Origin of the sequence: Pedobacter sp. PACM 27299, from assembly GCF_001412655.1 — a bacterium.
In the GTDB taxonomy this organism is placed as follows: domain Bacteria; phylum Bacteroidota; class Bacteroidia; order Sphingobacteriales; family Sphingobacteriaceae; genus Pedobacter.
Genome location: NZ_CP012996.1, coordinates 5,383,442 through 5,408,152 on the forward strand (window position 1 = coordinate 5,383,442; position 24,711 = coordinate 5,408,152).

Consider the following 24,711-nt stretch of genomic DNA (forward strand, 5'->3'; position numbering starts at 1 on the left):
TAATTTATAAGTTTGAATAATACAAACTAAACTAACCAGCATTCAATGTTTGAAAAACTCTTCAGAAAGAAGTCCATATCCAAGATATTAGAAGATGCCGCAAAGGGCCATGGAGAACATGGGGATTCCCTGCAAAAGACCTTAGGCGTAAGAGACCTGACCGCTTTTGGAATTGCGGCCATTATTGGCGCAGGTATCTTCAGTACCATTGGAAAAGCAAGTGCGGATGGAGGTCCGGCAGTGATATTCCTGTTTATCTTTACCGCCATTGCCTGTAGTTTTGCCGCCTTCGCTTATGCTGAATTTGCGTCAATGGTACCTGTTTCAGGCAGCGCTTATACCTATTCTTATGTCGCCTTTGGCGAATTAGTAGCCTGGATCATTGGCTGGTCGCTGATTATGGAATACTCCATCGGGAACATCACCGTAGCCATTTCCTGGTCCGACTACTTTACGGGACTCCTCTCCTCCATCAACATACCCGCATTGGGCATCAAAGGGATACATGTGCCTGATTGGGCCACCATGGATTACCTTTCTGCCTATAATGGTCATAAACATGCGGAAGCATTAGTCAATGCCGGGAAGGATTTCGCTAACCTGGATGAAGCGACTAAACTGGCCAATAATGCCTGGATTACCGCACCAAAAATTGGTGACTTCCACATCGTAGCCGACATTCCAGCACTAGGGATTATCATCTTGATTACCTGGCTGATTTACAGAGGAATGAAGGAATCCAGAAATGCAAGTAATGCTATGGTAGTGGTTAAACTGGCTGTGATTTTACTGGTATTGTCAGTAGGTATTTTCTATGTAGATACGGCAAACTGGGATCCTTTCGCGCCAAATGGGGTATCGGGAGTACTTAAAGGGGTATCGGCAGTATTCTTTGCCTATATAGGTTTTGATGCCATTTCTACTACTGCAGAAGAATGTAAAAACCCGCAGCGCGATCTGCCCAGGGGGATGATGTGGGCGATTATCATCTGTACCATTTTATACGTAGCCATTGCTTTAGTGCTGACCGGGATTGTAAATTACAGCCTTTTAGCTGTTGGTGATCCATTGGCCTTCGTATTTGACCACATCAACCTGAAGCTAATGAGCGGAATTATCGCCGTGAGTGCAGTGTTTGCTATGGCCAGTGTGTTATTGGTATTCCAAATGGGACAGCCTAGAATCTGGATGAGCATGAGCCGTGATGGTTTATTGCCAAAATCATTTTCTAAGATTCATCCGGTCTATAAAACACCTTCTTTCGCAACGATTGTGGTGGGTTTTGTAGTGGCCATCCCTTCCTTATTTATGAACCTGACGATCGTTACCGATCTTTGCTCTATAGGAACCTTATTTGCATTTGTACTGGTTTGTGCGGGTGTGTTGGTGCTTCAAAATAAACCAAATATTCAGCGAGGGAAGTTTAAAACACCTTATGTGAACTCTAAATACATTATCCCTTTTGCATTGATTGCTGCTTTAATTTTCGGTTTTACCACTTATAAGCAAGAAATGAATGCCTTTGTTTTCAATACTCCAAAGATTGTTGCACCAGTTCATTTCATTACTTCACTAAACGGGAAAGAACTGGAATCCGTGAAAGAGGAAATTAAAAATGGTCCGATAAAAGTTGCCCCAGGACAAACATTAGATGCTGCAGGTTACCTGGCTGAGCTTTCCGAAATACAATACCAACAGTTTGTGGATCAATCCGCAGTAAGCATAGAGAAGAAATACGAAGAAGGATGGTCCTTATTTAAGCATAAAATCCCCATGTGGATTTTCTTTATGATTTGCCTAGTGATCACTTATTTCTGTATCACAAAAAACTTATCATTGATTCCTGTTTTAGGCTTAATGAGCTGTTTATATATGATGTGTGAGCTTGGAATTTCCAACTGGATCGGCTTCGGCATCTGGCTGGCCATCGGACTGGTAGTCTACTTCCTTTATGGTTACAGACATAGTAAATTAGGTAAAGAAAGCAGCGCGATCTCCTAATTCGGCTGATCAATTTATCATATAGGGTGTCTTTTCAGACACCCTTTTTTTGTTCTGGAATTTACACTCTTAACCATATATTAACCAATGATTAACCCTGGAAATCTCCTATTTCAACTCATAATTTTACCTGCACTACTATTGCTCTTGTTTTGCTGTTGTTTTGCCAGAGCAACAGCATTGGAACAGAAAAGCAAAACAAGAGCAAAACAAGAGCAAAACAGATAGCGAAGTCATCCTTTGTTTTATACGCCATTTTAAGGAGTCATTTAAAGAAAATCAGGTAGAAATCCAGCCAAAAAAAAGACATCTTGAAAAACTCAAAGTTCAGTGCAAGCCTTTATACCAAAAAACATCAGGAAATAAATATTTCCTGATTAATTTATTTATTTCTTCATCAACGGGTGTATAAAAATTTGATTTTGCCCCCCACTTATGACTTGTTATCTCATAAATCCATCTTTTAGAAAATAATTACCTATCTTAGATATGGTATTTATACCCGTTAAATTGCCCTCCTATAATTATCCCTATAGTTGTTCGGTCAGAAGACCAACACTAAAGGCTCCTCCCCGGAGCCTTTTTTATTTAACAGGATTTCCATTTTTTATTGCCTATACTTTATAATTCACCTTAAAAAACCGCGATTTTTCCTTTTATGATGACCATGGCTGGCCGATGAATGGTATCGAAATTTATCATTGCCGTTTCTATGACCTGCATGGCGACAGTCCGCATTTAGCTCCAATTCATCGAGTATGGAAATGCTTTCTTTTTCTTAAGATAATTCCAATGAACCATTTTAATGAAATTTGAGAAAGCTTTTAAGTGAAAAAGGCTGTTCAAAAATGAATATGAACAGCCTTCAAACAAGAACATGAATGTTTTACACGGGTAATCTTGTCAATTCAATATCGTCTGGTGTGACAAAGATCAAAGGAACCTTCTCTACATCTACATAACTGGAATCCAGCCCGAAACTTCTTTCCTCAGAAAGACTGAAGCGTTTCAGGATGAAGTAATAATCCATTACACTGCGCTCATAGAAGCTCAGTTTAGAGAATTTCGATAAGTGTTTTTCTAACAGTACAAACCTGAAATCTCCTGCAATTTTATGTTTATTTAAAGAGGTGTACTGACTGGTAATGTCTACTTCACCATTTTTCACCAGGTCTTCGATTACTTTTCTATACAGCAGGTTTACACTCTGCTCTACTCTGAAACCCAATTTAAAATCGATACGGATCAGTTTTCCTGGGATCAGGAACTCTACCTTATATTCTCTTGTATAGGGTTCATCCACCACATCTACGTGCACCAACCAATAAATATCGGCACGTTTTGGTTCTTTTTGAATGATCGAATAAATGATTTTCGATTCGATTTCTGTTTTAAAGTTGGCACTGGTTAAATACACCAACTGCGAAGAATATTTAGGTACAGACTCATCAACACTCAGCTCAGAAATGATCTGGAAGTAATCTTCAATCTCTACATATTTAACAAATCTATTTTTGATTTTTCTAGCTACATACCAGCTCCACATCACAGTAAACAGGGCAGAACCGATCAATACGGTCATCCAGCCACCGTGGAAGAACTTGGCAAGGTTACCTACCAGGAAGGTCGATTCTAATACGCCATAAATCACTAAGAAAATCACAATCACGTAGACTGGTACCTTTTTACGTTTCATATAGGCCGCTACAAGGATCGTTGTAGATAAGAAAGTTAAATTGATCGCAAGGCCATAGGCCCCCTCCATTGCACCTGATTTCTTAAAGATCAGCACGATAGCCACACAACCCAGCCATAGTAACCAGTTGATAGAAGGCACATAGATTTGACCCTTTTGATTACTTGGATAATTGATCCTGACTTTCGGCCAAAGGTTTAATCTTACGGCCTCAGAGATCAAGGTAAAGGAACCAGTAATCATCGCCTGACTGGCAATCACCGCTGCTAAAGTAGCCAGCGCTACCATAAATAACAGATATGCAGGAGGTACAATTTCAAAGAAAGGGTTTAATTCTACTTCGTAATGAGGTCTGTGTAATACCCACACTCCTTGTCCGAGGTAGTTTAAAATCAGCATGATTTTCACGAATACCCAACTCACCCTAATGTTATTTTTTCCACAATGTCCCATATCCGAATACAGCGCTTCTGCTCCGGTAGTACACAGGAATACACCACCTAAAATAAGTAAGGCGGCAGGATTATGGATCAACAATACCACAGCATAATAAGGATTCAAAGCCTTTAGGATCGTAAAATCCTGTACAACAAATAACAATCCTAAGATCCCTAACGCACTAAACCACAAGAACATGACTGGCCCAAACAGCTTTCCAACCAGGTTGGTTCCAAATTGCTGAATGATAAAGAGCCCAGTAATGATGGCAATAACGATTGGGATAACCGGTACATCCGGGAATTTCAGCTGTAAGCCCTCAATCGCGGTTGTTACCGTAATACTGGGGGTGATAATTCCGTCTGCAAGCATGGCACATCCACCAATAACGGCAGGTATGACCAGCCATTTGGCATTCTTCCTGACCAGGGAATAGAGTGAAAATATCCCTCCTTCTCCTTTGTTATCGGCTTTAAGGGTGATGACAACGTATTTAATCGTCGTTTGCAGAGTCAGCGTCCAGATGATACAGGAAATCGCACCAAGTACCAACTCCGGGGTCACCGCTTGCCCTGCTCCTTTAACTGCTGTGAAAATTGCTTTTAGGGTATAGAGTGGTGAGGTTCCAATGTCTCCATATACAATACCTAAACTTATGAGTAACCCTCCGGCACTGAGCGCATTTAAATTTTTCTGATTCGACACCTTGTTCTAATTATGCGGTAAAATTACAGTAAATAAACAAATTTACAATCCCCTAAAATTTTAGCAGACTAATTATGGTTGAAAATATAAACAAGACAGAACGCCATAAGTTGTTAAATATTGTTAAATATTAAATTAGCGAACAAAATCATTGATTATTTTGTTTTTTTATTTATATTTTTGGAACTATCCAAGCATGAATATAAAACTACAAATTAAGCTGCTCTTGAAGATTTCTTGCATTTTATGCCTGAGTGTTTTCTGTGGCCTAAATGTTTTAGCACAGCGACAGGACAGTACCATCTCAAATGTAAGGGCAAAGAAAATCTACAAGACTCCGCAAATCAAAGCCAATGTCCCTACGTATAAACCTAAATCAGCTTTCGGTTATATTCCCTATAATGAGGTATTGTCGAGTGCAAAGGGAAATACAACCATTAAAGCCGATAAAATCCTGACGGTGTTAAAAGTATATCCAAATCCGGTAACTGATCAGATCAACCTGATTTTGAAATTGGACAGGGAGTCCAACTTTTCAGTTAAAATCATGGATTTGTTAGGAAACGAGGTGGTGACCCTTGCAAATGAACGCATTAATCCAGGTGAGCAGACAAAAAGCTACACCATTCCCAACCGCTTAAACAGTGGAATCTATTTCCTGAAGATCATTTCTGGGTCTGAAACCATAGTAAAACGTATTTCCGTTTTATAATTCCCCCTATTCTTTAGTATTTTTGGGGAGGAAGAAACTTTCAGGACCGAATCTTGTTAGTTCCATAATTATTAATCCCAAATCTGAAGATGAAGATCATTGCCATTGGCCGCAACTATGCTGCGCATGCCAAAGAATTAAACAACCCTATCCCAGGAACACCGGTTATATTTCTAAAGCCGGATACAGCTGCCTTAAGAGAAAACAAGCCTTTTTACATTCCTGAATTTTCTTCCGACATACATTATGAGCTGGAAGTAGTTTTGAAAATCTGCAGAGAAGGAAAACATATCGCTGAAAAATTTGCAGGTAATTATTTTGAAGAAGTTGGGCTGGGAATTGACTTTACCGCAAGGGACATTCAGACCCGTCATAAAGAAAAAGGTTTACCATGGGAACTAGCGAAAGCATTTGACCATAGTGCAGCAGTGAGCGCTTTTGTGCCAAAAGGACAGCTGAGCGATTTGCACCAGCTTCCATTTGAACTTCAGATCAATGGAGAACCGCGTCAGAAAGGAAACACAAAAGACATGATCTTCTCTTTTGAATACCTGATCTCTTTTATATCTCAATATTTCACCTTAAAAAAAGGAGACCTGATTTTTACAGGCACACCAGAAGGCGTTGGACAAGTACATGAGGGTGATAAATTAGAAGCTTGGATGGATGGCCATCAGTTGTTAAATTTTGATATAAAATAATTTTCATGATAAAAGCGAAATTGTTATTGCTGAGCCTGCTGTTTTTTAGTTTTGCAGCAAATGCCCAACAAGTTTTTAGTACCCAGAAATATCCATTGGTAGATTTCAGGTCACCACTGGATATTGTTCCTCCGGCACTGGCTGGTTCTTTTGGAGAGCTCCGCCCTAATCATTTTCATTCAGGAATGGATTTTCGCACCAATCAGCGGGAGGGTTATCCGGTATATGCCATCGCCGATGGCTACGTTTCGCGTCTAAGGGTTCAGAACAGTGGTTTCGGACTAGCAATTTACCTGACCCACCCTAATGGATATACATCGGTTTATGGCCATTTATCGCGTTTTAATTCTAAAATTGCGCAACAGGTGAAAAGCTTACAGTATCAAAAAAAATCTTATGAGCTAGATACCTTCCCTTCAAACCTACTGTTGCCTGTCCGCAAGGGGGATATTATTGCTTATACAGGTAATACCGGAAGCTCTGGTGGTCCTCATTTACACTTTGAAATTAGAGATACCAAGACAGAAGCGATCATTAACCCACAATTATTTGGCTTCGAAATCCCTGACAATATTCCTCCGGTAATTTATGCGATGTACGTTTACCGCTTAAACCATTTACCTTTTAATGAACTGACACCAAAGCAGTATTTTCAGGTAGTGGGTGGTTCCGGAAATTACGCCTTGAATCAGGTGAACACGATTCATTTAGACGGAGAGGTTGGATTTGGAGTGATCAGTACCGACAAACACAATGGTGCTTCGGGTACCAATGGCGTATATTCTATTGAATTGGAGCTGGATGGTAAAATTGTTTTCACTTCTGCGATGGAACGTTTCAAATTTGAAAACAGCAAAGCAATCAATTCCCACATTGACTATCCTACATTTATAAATACGAAGAAAAGTATTCAAAAGAGTTTTGTAGATCCTGGTAATCCATTAGGTATATATAGCAATCTTGTGAATAATGGCAGAATAGAGTTTAATGATGGCAAATTGCATCAGTTAAAATACATCATCACTGATGGGAAAGGAAATAAAAGCGTGCTGCAGTTCAAGGTGCAATCGGATCCGAAAGCGGTAATTAAAACACCAGAACAAGCTGCTGGTATTCCTTACGCTTATGGCAATATAAACGAATTTAACAATTCAGAAGTAAAAGTGATCTTTCCTAAAGGTACTTTGTATAATGACCTGAACTTCCAGTATAAAGCTTTTCCTAGGCCTGCAGGAAATGCTTTTTCTGCAGCACATCAGATTCATAACAGCTTGACACCACTTCACCTGGGTTTTGAGCTTTGGATTAAAGCCGACAGCAGTTTGTCGAAGTATAAAGAAAAAGCATTGATCGTTAATTCTGGTGGGGGTGCTCAAGGCGGCAGTTTCGACAATGGTTATGTGAAAGCCACACCAAGGAACTTTGGCCGTTTCCACATTGCAATAGATACCATTCCTCCTAGCCTGACGCCTTTAAATATCAGCGATGGTAAGAATATGGCAGGAATTAGTAAGATGTCATTCAAATTAAGAGATAACCTTTCCGGCTTGAAAAGCTTTAATGGCTATGTAGACGGCAAATGGATTTTGATGGAATTTGACGCTAAAACTGCCAGTTTATGGCATACTTTTGATGGCAGTATTGCGCCGGGGAAACATACCCTGGAAGTGATTGTGAGCGACATGAAAGGCAACAATAGAAATTATTCAATTACATTTTATAAATAGTATGATGACTGAATTAACAGCAGGTCAGGCAGCGCCTGATTTTACCGCAACAGATCAGGATGGAAATCCGATTTCCCTGAACCAGTTCAAAGGAAAAAAAGTGGTACTTTACTTCTATCCAAAAGACAATACTCCGGGTTGCACTGCGGAGGCATGTGATTTCAGAGACAATTACCAGGGCTTAATAGCGAAGGGTATTGTGGTATTGGGAGTAAGTATCGATTCTGAGCAATCTCACCAGAAATTTGCCAGCAAATACGAACTTCCTTTTACCTTAATTGCTGATCCTGACAAAAAGATCGTGGAGGCTTATGGGGTTTGGGGCGAGAAGAATATGTATGGTAAAAAGTATATGGGCACCAATAGAAAAACTTTCCTGATTGATGAAAATGGCGTCATTACACACATCATAGCGAAAGTGGATACAAAGAATGCAACAGCTCAGGTATTGGAATTATTAAACGCATAACTCAGGCTAGAAAAGTCAGATTTGGGATTTCTGATCGGAAACGACCCTGGATCTGGCTTTTTCTATGATGATTTCTATCTTTTGATACAATTCTGCAGCATAAAAAGGCTTGGAAATGTAATCATTCATTCCGATACTAACACATTTTTCCAGCTCACCTTTGATGGTATGGGCTGTCATGGCCACTATAGGGATCTCGCCTTTATCACCGGCCATCTTTCTAATGATTCGCGTAGTTTCATAACCGTCCAGTTCCGGCATCTGCAAATCCATCAGGATAATATCAAATGATTGCTTTTCATAAGCTTCCAATGCGATGCGGCCATTGCCAGCCAGGGTAATTTCATAGCCCTGATTTTCGAGTACTTTAGTAACCAGTAACTGATTGATCGGATTGTCCTCCACAATCAATACTTTAATACCTTTCCCATTCTGAAGGATGGGCTGATGAAGTCTGGATCTTCGGTTATTTATGGTTTGTGTTTTGAGTTCTTCCGATACTTTCTCGAAATTCATGGTAAAGTAGAAATCTGAGCCACGGCCAACTACGCTATCCATCGCCACAGCCCCACCCTGTAACTCCACCAAGCGTTTTACAATACTCAGTCCAAGTCCTGTTCCTGCATATCTTCTGGAGGTATCATTGGTTACCTGTTCAAAGAAATCAAACACTTTCTGCTGTTTATTCATTGGGATCCCTATTCCAGTATCGTGCAGCTGGAATCCAATAGAGATGGTATCTTCTTCCTCATATACTGCTCTTAAAGAGATTTTCACTTCACCTTTTTCCGTGAATTTGATGGCATTTGAAGTGAGGTTTAATAGGATTTGTCCCAGACGAAGGGCATCACCGCTCAGGACTTCCGGCAAGGTATCAGGAATCTCGTAGCTAAAGTTCAGGTTTTTACATTTTGCACTATGTTCCATCATTCTATAGATAGAATGTACGGTGTCTTTTAATGTGAATGGAAGGTTTTGAAAATTGATGTCTCCGGATTCCAATCTGGAAAAGTCAAGGATGTCATTGAGGATGGCCATAAGCTGATCGGCCGATTTGATGATCATCTGAAGAGATTGATGGTGATCTTCGTCCACTAGAGATTCCTCTAATAACTGTGCGAAGCCCATAATTCCATTCATAGGAGTACGGATTTCGTGGCTAATATTGACCAGAAATATTTGTTTTGCTTTTTCAGAAGCTTCCCTGATTTCCTGTTCTTTAATCAGTTCCAGGCCCATTCCATTTAATTCCTTGTCTTTTTGAGCTAATGCCTGATGAAGCTGCCCTGTTGCTGGCATTTGCAGTTTGCTTTTGAGTACGCTTTTAAACTGCTGGATCAGGCCATAACAGGCGATTAGGACTGCAATGCCAGAGGCGATCGAAAACCAGATACGGACTTGCTGGTTGTTCGCAGAGAGAACTATCCAGTAACTGAGTACCATACAAAGCACGATAAAGGACACTAAAAGATATATTGTTCTTAAACCACGAACACTATCCTCCCCCCTTCTAAAGGTAGAAATTGCCATACACACACATTAAAGTTAAGCCCCCCAGGCAAACAATAAGGACAAAAATACAGTTTTATGTGAGATTAAAACTTCAGATCCGGCGTTCATTTTGTTCAGTATTAAGGAGATAAGCACAGATTTCAAAACTTATTTGGGTATCCGGACTTTCTCATGTAAAGCTTTGTTTTTCAGAAATCCTGCTGCATAAAAAAAGGGAGAAACTTTGGCTTCTCCCTTTCTATAGCTAAGGTTGTTTACGGCCTATTTATATTATCCTTTAGTACGAACTTTATGTCCGGCTACAGCAAAATACCAGATGTATAAGTAACAAGGCAGCACACTTACAAAGAATGCCAATTGGAAGTCCATGTGTAAATAGTCTTTCAGGTAACCGTAAATCAATGGCCAAACCGCACCACCTGCAATACCCATCACCATAATCGCTGATCCTGTTTTAGTGAATTTACCAAGTCCTTTGATGCCTAGAGGGAAGATTGCTGGCCACATTAATGAATTCGCCAGTCCTAATAAACCTACGAAAATCACGGAAGTATAACCATGCGTTAAATATGCTGCACCTACAAAAATCACCCCTAAAATCGCACAGATTTTTAAGGCAAACTGCTGGGTAATGTATTTAGGGATCACAATAATACCAACCACATAACCAACCAGCATACTCGCTAAAGTAAGGGTGGTAAAGTATTTGGTAATATCGGCACTAATGCCTAATGATTTTCCATATACGCCGATGATATCGCCCGCCATTACTTCTGCCGCTACATAAACGAAAATACAGAATGCACCAAGGAAAAGGTGCGGGAATTGGAAGATGGAAGTTTTTGTAACTTTAACTTCTCCATCAATTACTTCATCTTCTTTATCTACGTCAACTTCCGGCAGGTTTGAATATTTAATAAATATGGCAAAAAGTGTGAACACAATCGCCAATACAATATAAGGTGTATGAACACGTCCTAAAACTTCTTGTAATAATAGTTCACGTTCTGCAGCTGTAGTGGCAATGTCAGCGATTTTACTTTCAATTGCACTTGCATTTTTCAGGAAAATAGTACCCATTACAATTGGCACAATCACACCGGCAAATTTATTGCATAGTCCCATGATACTCATGCGTTTTGCTGCACTTTCTATTGGGCCAATGATGCTGATGTAAGGATTAGAAGCGGTTTGCAATAGTGAAAGGGCTGCTCCCTGGATGAAGATACCTGTTAAGAACAAACCAAAACTCCTGCTGTCTGCCGCAGGGATAAAAATTAAAGATCCGAACGCCAAAATCAGTAAGCCTATAATAATTCCGTTTTTAAATCCCAATTTTTTAAGATCCACGAAGAAGGAAGGGATAGAAAGAAGTAAGCGATATAGGATGCGAAGGTGACCAAGAAGGCTTCAAAATCTGTTTTAAGTCCGCAAGCTATTTTCAGAAAGGGAATTAAGGTACTATTGGCCCAGGTTACAAAGCCAAAAATGAAGAATAAAGCCCCAATGGTTACAATGGGCGAAATGACTGATTTTTGTGTTTGGTTTGTCATGATTTAGTTTGTGTGGTTTTAAATATCAATTTTTTGAAGTTTGGTTAGTATTTTTATCAAAATCGAACATAAAAGTTCCTAAAAATATAGAATTCTCTGGAATAACAAGCTTATATTGATAAATCGATAGAAAAATAAAATAAAAAGCAGTCAATAGTTGTATTTTATGCCTTTCTACTGAACTTTAGCTTAACATGTTACGTCCAAAGTATTTTTAATTACATTTGTCATATTAATCAACAACCCCAATTAATGAAACATACAATCAATGAATTAGAAGATATCGCTTCTCAAGTAAGAAGAGATATTGTTAGAATGGTGCACGGTTGCCAATCAGGCCACCCCGGAGGATCATTAGGATGTGCAGACTTTATGACTGCATTGTATTTTGATGTGATGAACCACACTACTGATTTTAAAATGGATGGAATAGGAGAAGATATATTTTTCCTTTCTAACGGACATATTTCACCGGTTTTCTATAGTGCGCTGGCTAGATCAGGCTATTTTGAAGTTAGTGAGCTGGCTACATTCAGAAAATTAAATTCAAGATTACAGGGACATCCAACTACACATGAGCACCTTCCAGGTATCAGAATTGCTTCCGGATCTTTAGGTCAGGGCATGTCTGTAGCGATTGGGGCTGCACAAGCGAAGAAATTAAACAAAGACCATTCCACAGTTTATGTGTTATTAGGAGATGGAGAATTACAGGAAGGCCAAAATTGGGAAGCCATCATGTATGCACCATTCAATAAGGTTGACAATTTGATTGCTTCTATTGATTATAATGGACAGCAGATTGATGGTCCTACTGAAAAAGTACTTTCTTTAGAGAGTTTACAGGCTAAATTCGAAGCTTTCGGATGGCATGTAATCACCTCTAATGGTAACGATATGGCTGATATTGTGAAAGCTTTACACTATGCTAAATCTTTAACTGGTAAAGGCAAACCTATTTTAAACTTAATGAGTACTATCATGGGTAATGGTGTAGATTTCATGATGGGATCACACAAATGGCATGGTATTGCTCCAAATGACGAGCAATTAGCCGCAGCATTGGCACAATTACCTTCTACCCTAAAAGACTATTAAGCATGAAAAAGTACACATATACTGAAAAGAAAGATACCCGTTCTGGTTTTGGAGCAGGATTACTTGAAGCAGGACAGAAAAACCCGGAAGTAGTTGCACTTTGTGCGGATTTAGTAGGTTCTTTGAAAATGGATGCCTTTATTAAAGAATTCCCTGAGCGCTTTTTCCAGATTGGTATTGCCGAAGCAAATATGATCGGTATTGCTGCTGGTTTAACCATTGGTGGTAAAATTCCTTTCACAGGAACTTTCGCCAACTTCTCTACAGGAAGGGTTTATGACCAGATCAGACAGTCTGTTGCTTATTCGAATAAAAATGTAAAAATCTGTGCTTCGCACGCTGGTTTAACACTAGGTGAAGATGGAGCAACTCACCAGATTTTAGAAGATATCGGTTTGATGAAAATGCTTCCAGGCATGACTGTGATCAATACTTGTGATTATAACCAGACTAAAGCGGCGACTATTGCAATTGCTGAATATGAAGGTCCTGTTTATTTACGTTTCGGCAGACCAGTAATTCCTGTATTTACTGATCCTGATCAGAAATTTGAGATTGGAAAAGCATGGATGGTAAACGAAGGTACTGATGTAACGATCGTTGCTACCGGACACATGGTCTGGAAAGCAATTGAAGCTGGTGAGCAATTGGCAGAATTGGGTATTGATGCAGAAATTATCAATATTCACACAATTAAGCCATTGGATGAAGCTGCAATCTTAAAATCTGTGAAGAAAACAGGTTGCGTAGTGACTTGCGAAGAACACAATAAATTTGGTGGTCTTGGAGAGAGTGTAGCCAGATTATTGTCTACAGAACTTCCTTCACCTCAGGAATTTGTAGCCGTAAATGATAGCTTCGGAGAAAGCGGTACTCCTGATCAATTGATGACTAAGTACGGTTTGGATACGATCAATATTGTTGAAGCTGTTCAAAAAGTAATGAAAAGAGCCAATAAATAAGCCTTAACTGGCGTTTAATATATCTGTCCATATTAACAGATTAAATACTATAAATGAAGCAGGTTGAAGATTCAGAAATTTTAGAGAAATTCTCCAGTAAAGAGACTCGCAATGAAGCCTTTAACCTGCTTCTTCAAAAGTACCAGCAAAAGATCTACTGGCATATCCGCCGGTTGGTGATCGACCATGATGATACGGATGACCTGGTTCAGGAAGTTTTCGTGAAAGTCTGGAAAAATCTGGAGAAGTTCCGCAGCGATTCCAAGTTGTATACCTGGATCTATCGCATAGCCACCAATGAATCTATTACTTTTCTGAATAAAAAGAAACAACGCAACAATACGCCATTAGATGATGTTTCTGAAGAATTGGCGGAAAGCCTGGTCGCTTCTTCTTATTTCAATGGGGATAAAATACAGATGAAATTACAGCAGGCATTGTTGACTTTACCAGAAAAACAACGTCTCATTTTTAACATGAAGTATTTTGATGACCTCAAATATGAAGAGATTGCGGAGATCACAGGAACTAGTGTAGGTGCCTTAAAAGCCTCTTTTCATATTGCAGTAAAAAAAGTGGAAACTTTTATGCTAAATGAGGACATTACCTTTTAAACCTTTTGCTCTGAAATGTATCAATACTTATGCAATGGAAAATGATTTAGAAAATAGCGAATGGATGAACGAAGCCCCTCACCTGGCCGGCTTAGACCTGAAACATCCTTTTTCTATTCCAGAAGGGTATTTTGAAGGACTGCCAGCAGACATTCATGAAGCTATATTTTTGGATGATTTGAAAACCAGCACACCAGAATCAGGCTTCAGTATGCCGGAAGGTTACTTCGAGTCGCTTTCTACAAAGATTCAGGCAGATGTGGTTGGCTATACCGTACCCCCCGATTATTTCCAACAACTGCAGGCAAAGATTGCTGCAAAAACAACAGAAGAAAAGGTCGCAAAAACCATTCGCTTATGGCATTCTAAGTCATTAAAATACGCATCAGCTGCCTGTTTTGTATTGGTGAGTGCCTTAAGTGTCTATTTTTATCAGAATGCAAATCCTGCAGCAGTACTTCCACTTTCTGCTGAGGCCACAACAGAACAGATGCTTTTTGATATTGACGAAAGTACCATTATAGAACATATTCAATCTAATCGCCTAACGCAGGAACAGCCTTCGGTAGCAGATGCTGATTTAGAAAACTATATTCTCAGCAACTACAGCCAGAATGAAATTGCTTCGAATTTATAATTTTTGATCTCTTCATCACTAATAAAATAATACCCTAATGAAAAATATAATTGTTGCCTCCATGCTTTTTATGCTGCCTTTCTTTGCTTCCGCACAGAAGTCCGGAGGTAGATCTCCTGAAATCGAATCCTTAAGAATTAGCTATTTAACACAGAAATTAGACCTTTCTGAGGAAGAAGCGAAGATTTTTTGGCCGATTTACAATGACTACAAAAGAGAACAATCTGCCTTGCGTAAAGAAAAGTCTCAAAATATGATCAGCTTTAAAAAGAGTACAGAAATCGACGATTTGTCAGATACAGAAGTACAGAACTTGATTGTGAACGAGCTGGACTTTAAACAAAAAGACTTATTAATTGATAAAAAGTATTTTGGCAAATTTAAATCAAGCCTGCCGATCAAAACTGTTGGAAAATATTACCGTGCTCAGGAGACTTTTAAAAGAGAACTCCTATCGAGATACAAAAATGGAAGGCCTGAGCGGAATTAATTTGTATTTTTGTGTATGCTTACACAACGTCAATTATTCCTTCAACATAACGCCCAAACTACACTAGAGCCACTTCTTTTAGAATTTACTAAAGCCAGCGGTATGTATCTTTATGATACTGCAGGCAAAAAACACCTGGATTTAATTGCCGGTATTGGTGTGAGTAATGTTGGCCATTGTCACCCTGCCGTAGTAAATGCGGTAAAGGAACAAGTGGAAAACTACATGCACATTATGGTTTATGGCGAATTCGTTCAGAGTCCGCAGGTAAACTTTGCTAAAGCTCTAGCAGATGTACTTCCAGGTCACTTAAACTGTACTTATTTCGTTAATTCCGGTGCAGAAGCCGTAGAAGGTGCCATGAAACTGGCTAAACGATATACCGGTCGCTCGGAAATAATTTCCTGCCATAATTCTTATCATGGCAGTACTCAAGGGGCCTTAAGCTTAATGGGCAACGAAGAATTCAAACAAGCCTACAGACCATTACTTCCCGATATCCGTTTTATCAATTTTAATGTGATCGCAGACCTGGATCTGATTACAGAACGTACCGCAGCTGTATTTATGGAGACCGTACAAGGTGAAGCTGGCCTTAGAACTGCCGATAAAGCCTATTTTGAAGCACTAAGAGCAAAATGTACGGCCACAGGCACCTTATTAGTACTTGACGAAATTCAATGCGGTTTTGGACGCACTGGAAAGATGTTTGGCTTTGAACATTACGGAATTGCTCCTGACATTCTTTTATTGGCTAAAGGTATCGGTGGCGGTATGCCTATCGGTGCATTTATCAGTTCTACGGAGATTATGAGGGCCTTGGCAACAAATCCTATTTTAGGACACCTGACTACCTTTGGCGGTCACCCAGTAAGCTGTGCAGCAGGTTTAGCCACTTTGCAAACCATCCAAAAAGAAAACATTGTAAATGGTGTAGAAGAAAAAGGAGAATTATTTAAAAAATTATTGGTTCACCCTGCCATCAAAGAGGTACGTGGAAAAGGCTTAATGATGGCTATCGAGTTTGAAAACTTTGAGATTAATAAAAAAATCATTGATGCCTGTATTGCGGATGGTGTGATCAGCGATTGGTTCCTGCATTGCAGTAATTCTATGCGCGTAGCTCCACCATTGATCATCACAAAGGAAGAAATTGAATACGCCTGCGAGGTGATTCTAAAAAATGTAGCAGAAATAGTTCCTTCCGTTTAACTCATTTTTTGTCTTTTGATCAGATAGGCCTCCAATATAGGTTGAAATCCAGCTGCAATATCGGCATCGATCATATCGATTTTATATTGGCTGCATTTCAGCTGGATGGCCTGTCTATATTTACTCATCCTGCTGAGGTATTCCATTTTCAAATTTGCAGCATGCGCCTTAATGGTCGCACCCGTTTCCATATCTATAAACTCGTAAGGCCGGTTTTCAAATTCGAAATCTACTTCTCTGGATTTATCTGTCACATTAAAGATCACTACTTCATGTTTGTTGAATTTTAAGTGTTGAAGCGCCGAAAACAACGTTTCCAGCTGCTCTTCACCTTGGTCACTGTTCAGCATATCACTAAAAATCACAACCAATGAACGCTTATGAATTAGTTCTGCAAGCTGATGTAAGGCTTGTGCCACATTGGTTTGCAGGTTCATTTCCGATTTATTTAAAACTTGCTCGAGCTGACTGAATAGGTATTTCTGATGGACAGTGGTTGATTTAGCAAGGGTATTCAGTAATAAATGATCGGAAAACAAGCTGAGTCCGAAAGCATCCCTTTGTCTTTTCAACAAATAGATCAAGGCAGCAGTCGCCTGTACAGAAAAGTTAAGTTTATTATATTCTCTGGAAGGGAAATGCATGGAGGATGAAACATCCACTATAAACTGACAACGGAGATTGGTTTCTTCTTCGAAGCGTTTAATGAAGAGTTTATCTGTTTTAGCGAAAAGCTTCCAGTCGATATTTTTTACACTATCTCCTACATTATACAGTCGGTGTTCCGCAAATTCCACAGAAAAACCGTGAAAAGGGCTTTTGTGAAGGCCGGTGATAAAGCCTTCAACAACTTGTTTGGCTAATAATTCAAGATTGCCATGAAAAGAGATGCCTTGCTCATCGATTGGATACTGCATAGGGTAAATATAAAAAAAGCGTTCATAAATCTATGAACGCTTTTTTAACTAGTATATGTTGAGTTGATTACAACTGTGCATCTAATTTTTGTGCCAATACTGATTTTGGAACAGCACCAACTTGTTTATCTACAACTTCACCATTTTTGAAGAACAATAACGCTGGAATGTTGCGGATACCGAACTGAGTAGAGATTTGAGGGTTGTTGTCCACATTTACTTTACCTACGATCGCTTTTCCTTCGTATTCTTTTGAGATCTCGTCTACTACTGGTCCTACCATGCGACATGGACCACACCACTCTGCCCAAAAATCAACCAAAACGGGTTTATCTGATTTTAATACAACTTCCTCGAAGTTTGCATCTGTAATTTCCAAAGCCATAATTCTTATTTTTTAATTAGTTTTTTATTGTATCGTCTATTAGTTTGAATCGGCAAATCTAATCTTTAAATCCAAACTCTATGCAAAGATATAATCAATTGTAATGCCATCATCCTGACAATGCCAAAATGACATTAGTTCAACTTAGGATTTACATTCAAAGCAGTTAACTGCTCCAAAAAGTCATTATTAGGATTAATCTTCAATGATTTGGAAGGCAATTTTACATTTACGTTCTGTTCCCTATCATAAACATCAAACAGCAACTGACAATTCTGGTGGTCGGTGCTGGCTTTATTTTCTTCCAGTATTGCGTTGATTTTCAGCATAAAATCATCAGTAATCTTTTCAATAGGCACTTGAATTGTTACACTTTTTGCCAGTTTATCACGCAACTCAGATAATAAATGGATAGAAGTGATTTTGAACTCCCAATCTCCTTCTTTTCTGAAGCGTTCCCCTACCCTACCTCTGATCTGTAAGAAATAACCATCAGTGAGGAATTGTTTAAACTTGATAAAATCATCACCAAATAAGGCCAGTTCACAGGTATCTTCATAGTCTTCGAACACAATGGTTCCAAAAGGTTTCCCCGTCTTCGTCATTCTTTGCGCAGAAATCACTACTAAACCACCTACTACCAGTTCCTTATTCTTGATGCCTTCAAACTCTGCAAGTACTTCCTCGGTAGAATCACCGGTTCTGATCTTATTGACTACAGAAAGATGTCTGACTTTATGCTGGCAAAACTCTTTAAGCTCTAATTTATAGTTATCGAGCGGGTGACCACTTAAAAAGATACCGATGGCATCTTTTTCATATTTCAACCTGTCGATCAGACTCCATTCCGGAGATACGGGTAAACTAGGTTCATACACCATATCAGAAGCTGTTCCACCAAATAAAGAGGATTGTGCAGAAGATTCGTTGTTCTGGAAATCATTCGCAAACTTGATCATCTTCTCTATACCATTCATTTTATCGTTAATGCCAACAAAGAAATACTGCGCCCTATGGTAGCCGAAGCCATCAAAAGCGCCGCTATAGACAAAACTTTCGTAAGCTTTCTTATTGACGGTACGGGTATTGGAACGTTTGGCAAAATCATAAACACTCTTATATTGGCCATTTTCATTACGGTCAATGATGATACTTTCTACGGCTTTCTCTCCTACACCTTTAATTCCAGAAAGACCAAATCGTACTTGTCCGCTGGTATTTACGGAGAATTTAGTGCCTGACTCGTTCACATCAGGGCCCAATACAGAAACGCCCATCTGTTTGCATTCTTCCATAAAGAAGGCCACTTGCTTGATGTCACTCATATTATTGGAAAGTACCGCAGCCATATATTCTGCAGGGTAATGCGCTTTTAAATAGGCGGTTTGGTAAGCAATCCAGGCATAACAGGTAGAGTGAGATTTGTTGAAGGCGTAAGAAGCGAATGCTTCCCAATCTTTCCAGATTTTCTCTAATGTAGTAGGATCATGTCCCTTTTCTGCAGCCTGAGCTACGAACTTAGGTTTCATTTTATCCAGTACATCCTTTTGCTTCTTACCCATCGCCTTACGTAAAACGTCGGCTTCACCTTTGGTAAATCCGGCAAGTTTCTGGGAAAGTAGCATCACCTGCTCCTGGTATACGGTAATTCCGTAAGTTTCTTTTAAATATTCTTCGCAAGCGTCAAGGTCATATTTGATCTCTTCTTCTCCATTTTTCCTGCGTACAAAAGATGGAATATACTCCAGTGGTCCTGGGCGATAAAGTGCATTCATCGCAATTAAATCCCCGAAAACGGTAGGTTTCAATTCCTTCATGTACTTCTGCATCCCGTTAGACTCGTACTGGAAAATTCCGATGGTTTCTCCACGCTGGAACAGCTCATAAGTCTTCGCATCGTCAATCGGGAAGTTATCCGGATCGAGGTCGATCTTATGTCTGAATTTAACCAGTTTTACAGTGTCTTTGATCAGGGTCAACGTTTTTAACCCAAGGAAGTCCATTTTCAATAGACCGGCACTTTCTACAACGGAATTGTCGAATTGGGTAACATACAGGTCTGAATCTTTAGCGGTAGCTACCGGTACAAAGTTGGTAATGTCGCTTGGTGTAATGATCACCCCGCAGGCATGGATTCCTGTATTTCTTAGTGAGCCTTCCAGGATTTGTGCCTGTTCCAGTGTTTTTGCACCCAAATCGTTGGCACCTGCCAAAGATTTTAACTCTAACACCTTTTCATATTCGTCTGCCCGAAGTGCGCCTTTCAGGCTCTTCTCATCCAGTGTAAATATTTTCGCCAGTTTCATGTTAGGAATCAGCTTGGCGATTTTTTCTGCCTCATAAAGTGGCAGATCCAATACCCTTGCCGTGTCCTTAACGGATGATTTAGCCGCCATGGTACCATAGGTAATGATCTGTGCCACCTGGTTGGCTCCATATTTATTGATCACGTAGTCCATTACCCTTCCACGGCCCTCATCATCAAAGTCGATATCGATATCGGGCATAGAAACACGGTCTGGATTCAGGAAACGCTCAAATAGTAAATCGTATTTGATGGGGTCAATATTGGTGATCCACAAACAGTAGGCCACCGCGGATCCCGCCGCAGATCCCCTTCCTGGGCCTACAGAAACATCTAACTGCCTGGCCATGGCAATGAAATCCTGTACGATCAAAAAGTATCCCGGATATCCGGTTTTCTCGATCGTTTGTAATTCGAAGTCCAAACGCTCGGCAATGTCGTCCGTAATTATTCCGTAACGCTTTTTCGCTCCTTCATAAGTCAGGTGGCGTAAATATTTGTTTTCCCCTCTTTTACCGCCATCTTCTTCATCCTCTTTTACAAGGAATTCTTCAGAAATATCGAACTTAGGTAAAAGGACTTCACGGGCAAGTTTATAGATTTCTATTTTATCTACAATTTCTTGTATGTTGATAATCGCTTCTGGTAAATCAGCGAAAAGATTTTTCATTTCTTCAGGAGTTTTGAAATAATACTCCTGGTTTGGTAAGCCAAAACGGTATCCACGGCCACGGCCAATTGGGGTAGCTTGTTTCTCTCCGTCTTTTACACACAATAAAATATCGTGGGCATTGGCATCTTTTTTATTGATATAATAGGTGTTGTTTGTGGCGATCACCTTCACATCATGTTTTTTAGCCAGCGCAACTAATGAAACATTGACAATATCTTCATCCTCCTGGCTATGGCGCATCACTTCGATGTAGAAGTCTTTACCAAATTGTGATTTCCACCATAACAATGCTTCTTCTGCTTGTTTTTCACCAAGGTTTAGCAATTTGCTGGAAATCTCACCATATAAGTTACCAGACAAGACGATGATGTCCTCTTTATATTGCTCTATAACGGCTTTATCAATCCGGGGGATATAATAGAATCCTTTCGTATACGCGATAGAAGACATTTTTGCCAGGTTATGATACCCTTGTTTGTTCTTCGCCAGTAATACAACCTGATATCCATCATCTTTTCTTTTCTTATCCAAATGGTCATCGCAGACAAAGAACTCACAACCAACAATGGGTTTAATAATAACCTCATCCGGTGTTTCTCCTTTTTCCATCGCTTCCTTATTCCTGGTTTCCACTCCTTTATTGTGGTTCAGGATCTGCGCCACGAAATGGAAAGCACCCATCATATTCGCATGATCGGTCATCGCTACTGCAGGCATTTTATGTGCAGCTGTGGCTTTGATTAGAGAAGGAATATTAATGGTAGATTGCAGTACAGAAAATTGCGTATGGTTGTGTAGATGGGCAAAAGCTACGTTGGCCAGTTCCTGCTTGTTCTCTTCCAGCGTCTTTTTAGATACTTTAGGAGCTTCAGTTTTCTGCAGCCGTTTTCTAATTTCATCAGAAGCAGACTTAAGGTTTACGTGGTTTAAACCGATCCTTTCAATCGTCCCTGGATTCTGCTTGTTAAAGGCCGGGATATAGTTGGCATCTGCCTGTAATTGCTCCAGCGTAAATACCTCCATTTTGATCAACTGCAAAAAACAACGCGTGGTTGCCTCCACATCCGCCGTAGCATTGTGGGCTTCTGAAAATGGGGTTCCAAAAAGGTATTGGTGTAATTCTGTAAGCGTAGGCAGTTTAAATTTACCTCCACGGCCACCTGGAATCTTCAATAATTCTGCGGTTACTTCAGTACAGGTGTCGAGCACTGGCATGGTGCTCATTGGACTTTCTATCCCTAAACGGTGAAACTCACAACCCATAATATTGACATCAAAGCCAATATTTTGTCCGACAACAAACTTAGATTTTGACAGCGCAATATTAAATTTCTCTAATACTTCTGCCAGAGAAATACCCTGTTCTTCGGCTAATTCCGTCGAAATACCGTGGATTCTTTCTGCATCATAAGGAATATTGAAGCCTTCAGGTTTTACCAGATAATCCTGATGTTCGATCAAATTTCCAAGCTCATCATGTAACTGCCAGGCGATTTGAATACATCTGGGCCAATTATCCATATCGGTAATCGGCGCATTCCAATTGCGTGGCAATCCCGTCGTTTCGGTATCAAAAATCAAATACATAGCTAGGTAATTAGAAAATCGTCTTTTTAGAAATCAATATGATTGATCAAAAATACGGAAATTTCAGTTCTTCCAGTAATTGAAGCAGGGAATTTTATCCAGAAGGCCGGTATTTTTTACATAGAATGGACTGCCGGAATTGGCCCGGAAGATTTGTGTTCCTGAGAAACCAGTTTACTCGTATCGTAACCCTTTTTCTGACAGCGGTCTATAATTTCCACAAGCAATTCTTCAGGAATATTAGGCTTTCTCGCCATAATAAAAAGGTATTTGAATTTAGGATGCCCGACTACCACATAAGAGTAATCCTCAGCAAGTTCGATGACCCAGTAATCCACTTTTACCGGCCAGATAAATTCGGCTTTAAAGCGAGTATTTCTACTTCCGCGAACCACAAAAAGCTTGGATCTGAAATACTTTTGTTTGTCCTCACCCAGCACTTTATAACCCGTAAAAACAGCATAATAGCCATCTGGATGGATCACGTAGGTTTCCACAGTCTGGCGCCAATGTTTATCAATGAAAGTGGGAATCGAATATAAAGAGTACCACTTCCCTGCATACGACATGATATCAACTTTTTCTACAGGTACATTATCCATAATAGATTCTATTTGTTTGCGACTATTAAGCAAATGTAAATTCTTTATCATAAAACCAGCAAGGTTGAAGAAAGTTTTAAAAAGCGTTTTTTAAACTGACCTAAATTTATAACTTCGGCAGGAGGCGTAACCAGATTGGCTTTGCTTTAATAATTAATTATATTGTAAATTACTTTATCAATGCGCATTTAAAAACAATAGATTTAACCCCTGTAAACAAGCTTTATGCTTGTTGCTATTAAAATAAAATTAGATTCATTATGAAAATAACGGTTGTAGGTGCCGGCGCTGTAGGCGCCACTTGTGCAGATAATATTGCCAGAAAAGAATTAGCAGAAGAGCTTGTTTTATTAGACATCAAAGAAGGTTTTGCAGAAGGCAAAGCAATTGATATGATGCAAACGGCCACTCTATTGGGCTTTGATACAAAGATTAAAGGGGTTACAAATGATTATAGTCAGACGGCAGGATCAGCAGTAGCAGTGATTACTTCAGGTTTACCACGTAAACCGGGAATGACCCGCGAAGAACTGATTGGAATCAATGCAGGCATCGTGAAAGGGGTAGCCGAAAACATCCTAAAATACTCCCCAGAGGCGATCATCATTGTGATCAGCAATCCGATGGACACCATGACCTACCTGGCCTTAAAATCACTGGGATTACCTAAAAATAGAATTATCGGTATGGGCGGAACTTTAGACAGCGCCCGTTTTAAATATTATTTAAGTGTAGCCTTAAACTGCAATTCAAATGACCTGCAAGGTTTTGTAATTGGAGGTCATGGCGACACCACTATGATCCCCTTAACACGTTATGCCACTTATCAAAGTTTACCGGTAACGGAATTGCTGGACAAAGCAACTTTAGACAAAGTAGCCGCAGATACTATGGTGGGTGGAGCTACGTTAACTGGTCTTTTAGGTACTTCTGCCTGGTATGCGCCAGGAGCGGCAGGTGCTGCTTTGGTAGAAAGCATTGTACGTGATGAAAAGAAATTGTTTACCTGCTGTGTAGCCCTTGATGGCGAATACGGTCAGCAGGACATCTGTCTAGGTGTTCCTGTAATTGTTGGCCGCAATGGCTGGGAAAAGGTAATTGACTACAAATTGAATGAGGAGGAACAAGCTTCCTTTAATAAAAGTGCAGATGCCGTTCGTGCCATGAACAGTGTTTTACATGACATGAAACTAGTATAAATTTGATGAGAACGATTGCTGTTCCCTTAACCTTAATAAATCTACAAGATGACGGTTTCCACCTTTTGGTGGAAATTGTTGTTTTTGGGAAAAAGTGTTTTGCTGTTCTAGACACAGGAGCCTCCCGTTCCGTCTTTGACATGGCCTTGATTAAGAACAACATTTCAGAACTTGCTTATAGTGAGGAAACCCAGGCCACTACCCTCTTTGCTACGTCCAGCACGATTCAAGCTACCATTCCTAAAATTAAAATGGGCAGGTTAATTATTCATGACTATGAAACTGTAGCCCTGGATCTGGAAAGTGTAAACCAGGCTTATGACCAGATGGGACATCCCATGATTGCCGGCATTATTGGCAGTGATGTGCTCCTGAAATATCAGGCAGTGATCAATTATAACAAGCTGAAGCTATTTTTATACAGCGAATAATCCCTTTCCTGAGTTTTCAGAAAAAATGATCATAATAGACTCAATAAGAAAGAATTCTTAATTAACATTAAGCACTCAGCCCTCT

General features: G+C 39.7%; 22 protein-coding genes. 14 read left to right on the forward strand and 8 right to left on the reverse strand.

The window, feature by feature from the left end:
• Positions 1-45 precede the first annotated feature (45 nt).
• Together AQ505_RS22560 and AQ505_RS22565 are read left to right on the forward strand one after the other, a co-directional pair.
• A complete protein-coding gene (locus AQ505_RS22560; RefSeq protein WP_062550257.1) occupies positions 46-2,001 on the forward strand; it encodes an amino acid permease in 1,956 nt (651 codons plus the stop codon).
• Between the two features lie 163 nt (positions 2,002-2,164).
• Positions 2,165-2,413: a hypothetical protein gene (locus AQ505_RS22565; protein WP_062550258.1), complete on the forward strand. Its 249-nt coding sequence runs from the start codon at positions 2,165-2,167 to the stop codon at positions 2,411-2,413.
• A 474-nt stretch (positions 2,414-2,887) separates the two neighbouring features.
• Here the strand turns inward: AQ505_RS22565 and AQ505_RS22570 are convergent, their stop codons facing one another.
• Entirely contained in the window at positions 2,888-4,840 is a 1,953-nt protein-coding gene (locus tag AQ505_RS22570; protein WP_062550259.1) for a KUP/HAK/KT family potassium transporter, read from the reverse strand.
• Between the two features lie 196 nt (positions 4,841-5,036).
• Between AQ505_RS22570 and AQ505_RS22575 the strand changes: the two genes are divergently transcribed.
• The 4 genes from AQ505_RS22575 (at position 5,037) to bcp (ending at position 8,449) form a co-directional block, all read left to right on the forward strand.
• Positions 5,037-5,552 (forward strand): T9SS type A sorting domain-containing protein, encoded by a 516-nt coding sequence (locus tag AQ505_RS22575; RefSeq protein WP_231634963.1) that lies wholly within the window; start codon positions 5,037-5,039, stop codon positions 5,550-5,552.
• A gap of 89 nt (positions 5,553-5,641) precedes the next feature.
• A complete protein-coding gene (locus AQ505_RS22580) occupies positions 5,642-6,253 on the forward strand; it encodes a fumarylacetoacetate hydrolase family protein (RefSeq protein ID WP_062550260.1) in 612 nt (203 codons plus the stop codon).
• Between the two features lie 5 nt (positions 6,254-6,258).
• Positions 6,259-7,980, forward strand: a complete 1,722-nt coding sequence (locus AQ505_RS22585; protein ID WP_062550261.1) for a M23 family metallopeptidase — start codon at positions 6,259-6,261, stop codon at positions 7,978-7,980.
• Positions 7,981-7,984: 4 nt separating this feature from the next.
• Positions 7,985-8,449, forward strand: coding sequence for a thioredoxin-dependent thiol peroxidase (bcp, locus tag AQ505_RS22590; protein WP_062551167.1), 465 nt, complete (start codon positions 7,985-7,987; stop codon positions 8,447-8,449).
• A 15-nt stretch (positions 8,450-8,464) separates the two neighbouring features.
• Here bcp and AQ505_RS22595 read toward each other — a convergent pair whose 3' ends face one another.
• The 3 genes from AQ505_RS22595 to AQ505_RS27270 all read right to left on the reverse strand — a co-directional run bounded on the left by AQ505_RS22595 (position 8,465) and on the right by AQ505_RS27270 (position 11,514).
• Positions 8,465-9,979, reverse strand: a complete 1,515-nt coding sequence (locus AQ505_RS22595) for a response regulator (RefSeq protein WP_082461682.1) — start codon at positions 9,977-9,979, stop codon at positions 8,465-8,467.
• A 252-nt stretch (positions 9,980-10,231) separates the two neighbouring features.
• Positions 10,232-11,296: a glucose/galactose MFS transporter gene (gene gluP / locus AQ505_RS22600; protein ID WP_335337973.1), complete on the reverse strand. Its 1,065-nt coding sequence runs from the start codon at positions 11,294-11,296 to the stop codon at positions 10,232-10,234.
• Positions 11,269-11,514 (reverse strand): hypothetical protein, encoded by a 246-nt coding sequence (locus AQ505_RS27270; protein WP_335337974.1) that lies wholly within the window; start codon positions 11,512-11,514, stop codon positions 11,269-11,271. Before AQ505_RS27270 ends, gluP begins: the two co-directional genes overlap by 28 nt.
• A gap of 252 nt (positions 11,515-11,766) precedes the next feature.
• Here AQ505_RS27270 and AQ505_RS22605 point away from each other — a divergent pair, with 252 nt between their 5' ends.
• From AQ505_RS22605 to AQ505_RS22630, 6 genes are read left to right on the forward strand one after another with little or no spacing between them, the layout of a single operon-like run.
• Positions 11,767-12,612 carry a transketolase gene (locus tag AQ505_RS22605; RefSeq protein ID WP_062550263.1) on the forward strand — a complete coding sequence of 282 codons (846 nt, stop codon included), beginning with the start codon at positions 11,767-11,769 and terminating at the stop codon, positions 12,610-12,612.
• A gap of 2 nt (positions 12,613-12,614) precedes the next feature.
• Entirely contained in the window at positions 12,615-13,574 is a 960-nt protein-coding gene (locus AQ505_RS22610) for a transketolase family protein (RefSeq protein WP_062550264.1), read from the forward strand.
• A 53-nt stretch (positions 13,575-13,627) separates the two neighbouring features.
• The gene (locus tag AQ505_RS22615) at positions 13,628-14,188 is read left to right on the forward strand and encodes an RNA polymerase sigma factor (protein ID WP_062550265.1); all 561 of its coding nucleotides are present in this window, start codon (positions 13,628-13,630) and stop codon (positions 14,186-14,188) included.
• A 34-nt stretch (positions 14,189-14,222) separates the two neighbouring features.
• On the forward strand, positions 14,223-14,825 hold the full coding sequence (locus AQ505_RS22620; protein WP_157262531.1) for a hypothetical protein: 603 nt from the start codon (positions 14,223-14,225) through the stop codon (positions 14,823-14,825).
• A gap of 37 nt (positions 14,826-14,862) precedes the next feature.
• The gene (locus AQ505_RS22625; protein ID WP_062550267.1) at positions 14,863-15,315 is read left to right on the forward strand and encodes a hypothetical protein; all 453 of its coding nucleotides are present in this window, start codon (positions 14,863-14,865) and stop codon (positions 15,313-15,315) included.
• A gap of 15 nt (positions 15,316-15,330) precedes the next feature.
• Positions 15,331-16,527, forward strand: a complete 1,197-nt coding sequence (locus AQ505_RS22630) for an aspartate aminotransferase family protein (protein WP_062550268.1) — start codon at positions 15,331-15,333, stop codon at positions 16,525-16,527.
• Here the strand turns inward: AQ505_RS22630 and AQ505_RS22635 are convergent.
• From AQ505_RS22635 to AQ505_RS22650, 4 genes are all read right to left on the reverse strand, one after another.
• Positions 16,524-17,444, reverse strand: a complete 921-nt coding sequence (locus AQ505_RS22635; RefSeq protein WP_062550269.1) for a DUF58 domain-containing protein — start codon at positions 17,442-17,444, stop codon at positions 16,524-16,526. The genes AQ505_RS22630 and AQ505_RS22635 overlap by 4 nt on opposite strands.
• A gap of 67 nt (positions 17,445-17,511) precedes the next feature.
• Positions 17,512-17,829 carry a thioredoxin gene (gene trxA, locus AQ505_RS22640; RefSeq protein WP_062550270.1) on the reverse strand — a complete coding sequence of 106 codons (318 nt, stop codon included), beginning with the start codon at positions 17,827-17,829 and terminating at the stop codon, positions 17,512-17,514.
• 134 nt (positions 17,830-17,963) lie between these two features.
• On the reverse strand, positions 17,964-22,394 hold the full coding sequence (gene dnaE, locus AQ505_RS22645) for a DNA polymerase III subunit alpha (RefSeq protein WP_062550271.1): 4,431 nt from the start codon (positions 22,392-22,394) through the stop codon (positions 17,964-17,966).
• A gap of 116 nt (positions 22,395-22,510) precedes the next feature.
• Positions 22,511-22,996, reverse strand: coding sequence for a lipocalin family protein (locus tag AQ505_RS22650; RefSeq protein WP_062550272.1), 486 nt, complete (start codon positions 22,994-22,996; stop codon positions 22,511-22,513).
• Between the two features lie 260 nt (positions 22,997-23,256).
• Here AQ505_RS22650 and mdh point away from each other — a divergent pair, with 260 nt between their 5' ends.
• Complete coding sequence (gene mdh / locus AQ505_RS22655; RefSeq protein ID WP_062550273.1) at positions 23,257-24,195, forward strand: malate dehydrogenase; 939 nt, start codon at positions 23,257-23,259, stop codon at positions 24,193-24,195.
• Positions 24,196-24,200: 5 nt separating this feature from the next.
• Positions 24,201-24,626, forward strand: coding sequence for an aspartyl protease family protein (locus tag AQ505_RS22660; RefSeq protein WP_062550274.1), 426 nt, complete (start codon positions 24,201-24,203; stop codon positions 24,624-24,626).
• Positions 24,627-24,711 lie beyond the last annotated feature (85 nt).

Excerpts from the sequence above, each read along its gene's own strand:
- AQ505_RS22560 (WP_062550257.1), top strand. The coding sequence starts at position 46 with ATGTTTGAAAAACTCTTCAGAAAGAAGTCCATATCCAAGATATTAGAA.
- AQ505_RS22575 (WP_231634963.1), top strand. The coding sequence starts at position 5,037 with ATGAATATAAAACTACAAATTAAGCTGCTCTTGAAGATTTCTTGCATT.
- AQ505_RS22580 (WP_062550260.1), top strand. The coding sequence starts at position 5,642 with ATGAAGATCATTGCCATTGGCCGCAACTATGCTGCGCATGCCAAAGAA.
- AQ505_RS22585 (WP_062550261.1), top strand. The coding sequence starts at position 6,259 with ATGATAAAAGCGAAATTGTTATTGCTGAGCCTGCTGTTTTTTAGTTTT.
- bcp (WP_062551167.1), top strand. The coding sequence starts at position 7,985 with ATGACTGAATTAACAGCAGGTCAGGCAGCGCCTGATTTTACCGCAACA.
- AQ505_RS22595 (WP_082461682.1), bottom strand. The coding sequence starts at position 9,979 with ATGGCAATTTCTACCTTTAGAAGGGGGGAGGATAGTGTTCGTGGTTTA.
- AQ505_RS27270 (WP_335337974.1), bottom strand. The coding sequence starts at position 11,514 with ATGACAAACCAAACACAAAAATCAGTCATTTCGCCCATTGTAACCATT.
- AQ505_RS22605 (WP_062550263.1), top strand. The coding sequence starts at position 11,767 with ATGAAACATACAATCAATGAATTAGAAGATATCGCTTCTCAAGTAAGA.
- AQ505_RS22610 (WP_062550264.1), top strand. The coding sequence starts at position 12,615 with ATGAAAAAGTACACATATACTGAAAAGAAAGATACCCGTTCTGGTTTT.
- AQ505_RS22615 (WP_062550265.1), top strand. The coding sequence starts at position 13,628 with ATGAAGCAGGTTGAAGATTCAGAAATTTTAGAGAAATTCTCCAGTAAA.
- AQ505_RS22620 (WP_157262531.1), top strand. The coding sequence starts at position 14,223 with ATGGAAAATGATTTAGAAAATAGCGAATGGATGAACGAAGCCCCTCAC.
- AQ505_RS22625 (WP_062550267.1), top strand. The coding sequence starts at position 14,863 with ATGAAAAATATAATTGTTGCCTCCATGCTTTTTATGCTGCCTTTCTTT.
- AQ505_RS22630 (WP_062550268.1), top strand. The coding sequence starts at position 15,331 with ATGCTTACACAACGTCAATTATTCCTTCAACATAACGCCCAAACTACA.
- AQ505_RS22635 (WP_062550269.1), bottom strand. The coding sequence starts at position 17,444 with ATGCAGTATCCAATCGATGAGCAAGGCATCTCTTTTCATGGCAATCTT.
- trxA (WP_062550270.1), bottom strand. The coding sequence starts at position 17,829 with ATGGCTTTGGAAATTACAGATGCAAACTTCGAGGAAGTTGTATTAAAA.
- dnaE (WP_062550271.1), bottom strand. The coding sequence starts at position 22,394 with ATGTATTTGATTTTTGATACCGAAACGACGGGATTGCCACGCAATTGG.
- AQ505_RS22650 (WP_062550272.1), bottom strand. The coding sequence starts at position 22,996 with ATGGATAATGTACCTGTAGAAAAAGTTGATATCATGTCGTATGCAGGG.
- mdh (WP_062550273.1), top strand. The coding sequence starts at position 23,257 with ATGAAAATAACGGTTGTAGGTGCCGGCGCTGTAGGCGCCACTTGTGCA.
- AQ505_RS22660 (WP_062550274.1), top strand. The coding sequence starts at position 24,201 with ATGAGAACGATTGCTGTTCCCTTAACCTTAATAAATCTACAAGATGAC.